Below are 2,201 nucleotides of genomic sequence, written 5' to 3'. Positions count from 1 at the left end.
TAAACTTGGCCGTCTGGAAAAAGTCGCTCGTGCGCAACCCCTTGGGTTGCCACTACTCGCGCTTAATCGTGGAGAATATCGGAGTCGAACCGATGACCTCCTGAATGCAAATCAGGCGCTCTAGCCAGCTGAGCTAATTCCCCTTTCCTTAAAAACTCCGTCGGTCCTAATTAGAAGCAACCCCATGGGCTACCCTACCGTGGCAGTTTACAAAAGGCCGCTCAACCTCCAGAATTTCCAATAATTCAGTTTCAAAGAACTTCAACAGTAGTCTCAGGCAGACTCGAACTGCCGACCTCTACATTATCAGTGTAGCGCTCTAACCAGCTGAGCTATGAGACTGCATCATTTTAAATAACATACTAGCACAAACAACATCACTTAATCGTGATGGTAATACTAAAAAAACCTGGCCCGGTCGAGAAGTACTCCTTCTCTTACTTAAGTCTTGCCTTTCTGATGGGTGGCAAAAGAATTTTACTTAAAAACCTCTTGTGCACATATCTCTAGAAAGGAGGTGTTCCAGCCGCACCTTCCGGTACGGCTACCTTGTTACGACTTAGCCCTAGTTACCGATCTTGCCCTAGGCCGCTCCTTGCGGTGACGGACTTCAGGCACTCCCGGCTTCCATGGCTTGACGGGCGGTGTGTACAAGGCCCGGGAACGTATTCACCGGATCATGGCTGATATCCGATTACTAGCGATTCCAGCTTCACGAGGTCGGGTTGCAGACCTCGATCCGAACTGTGACCGGTTTTATAGATTCGCTCCTACTTGCGTAGTGGCTGCTCATTGTACCGGCCATTGTAGCACGTGTGTAGCCCAGGACGTAAGGGCCGTGATGATTTGACGTCATCCCCACCTTCCTCACGGTTTGCACCGGCAGTTCCGTTAGAGTCCCCATCTTGACATGCTGGCAACTAACGGTAGGGGTTGCGCTCGTTATAGGACTTAACCTGACACCTCACGGCACGAGCTGACGACAACCATGCAGCACCTTGAAGAGTGTCCGAAGAAAAGCCTATCTCTAAGCCTGTCACTCCCCATTTAAGCCCTGGTAAGGTTCCTCGCGTATCATCGAATTAAACCACATGCTCCACCGCTTGTGCGGGCCCCCGTCAATTCCTTTGAGTTTCATCGTTGCCGACGTACTCCCCAGGTGGGACACTTATCACTTTCGCTTGGCCACCGAGCTAATGCCCGACAGCTAGTGTCCATCGTTTACGGCGTGGACTACCGGGGTATCTAATCCCGTTCGCTCCCCACGCTTTCGTCCATCAGCGTCAGTATACAGTTAGTGACCTGCCTTCGCAATCGGTGTTCTATGTGATCTCTATGCATTTCACCGCTACACCACATATTCCAGCCACTTCACTGTAACTCAAGACCAGCAGTATCAAAGGCAATTTTACGGTTGAGCCGCAAACTTTCACCTCTGACTTACTGGCCCGCCTGCGGACCCTTTAAACCCAATGATTCCGGATAACGCTCGGACCCTCCGTATTACCGCGGCTGCTGGCACGGAGTTAGCCGGTCCTTATTCTTACGGTACCGTCATCAGGGCACACGTGCCCCTTATTCTTCCCGTATAAAAGCAGTTTACAACCCGTAGGGCCGTCTTCCTGCACGCGGCATGGCTGGATCAGTCTCTCGACCATTGTCCAATATTCCTCACTGCTGCCTCCCGTAGGAGTCTGGTCCGTGTCTCAGTACCAGTGTGGGGGATCCCCCTCTCAGGGCCCCTACCTATCGTAGCCATGGTGAGCCGTTACCTCACCATCTAGCTAATAGGACGCATAGCCATCTTTTGCCGATGAATCTCTAATTATCAATCGATGCCAATCGATAATACTACGGGGTATTAATCCGAATTTCTCCGGGCTATCCCCCTGCAAAAGGTAGGTTCTATACGCGTTACGCACCCGTGCGCCACTCGTCATCAGAAAAGCAAGCTTTTCTATGTTACCGTTCGACTTGCATGTGTTAGGCCTGCCGCTAGCGTTCATCCTGAGCCAGGATCAAACTCTTCATCGTAGATTCTTAAATTTGGTGAGATCACAATAGATTCTTTCAAATCCCTTATAACCACCAGCAAAACTAACGATCAAAAGCCCTCCCAACTCGGTCCAGGTTTTTTTAATATTTCCTTGACGGATGTTGTTTGTACTTACCAAGTTATAGCTCCCCCCGGCTAGGAAGGG

The 2,201-nt window shown here is 50.5% G+C and carries 2 tRNA genes and 1 rRNA gene; all 3 read right to left on the bottom strand.

What is annotated here, in order from left to right:
- Positions 1–69 precede the first annotated feature (69 nt).
- Positions 70–143 (bottom strand) — tRNA-Ala (locus QJQ48_RS27820).
- 125 nt (positions 144–268) lie between these two features.
- Positions 269–342, bottom strand: a tRNA-Ile gene (locus QJQ48_RS27815).
- A 168-nt stretch (positions 343–510) separates the two neighbouring features.
- Positions 511–2,034: ribosomal RNA gene (locus tag QJQ48_RS27810) — 16S ribosomal RNA — on the bottom strand.
- Between the last annotated feature and the right edge of the window lie 167 nt (positions 2,035–2,201).

Origin of the sequence: Sphaerothrix gracilis Ecp01, assembly GCF_030405905.1 — a bacterium.
Taxonomy (GTDB): Bacteria; Cyanobacteriota; Cyanobacteriia; order Phormidesmidales; family Phormidesmidaceae; genus Sphaerothrix; species Sphaerothrix gracilis.
This window is presented reverse-complemented; position numbering and strand designations above follow the sequence as displayed.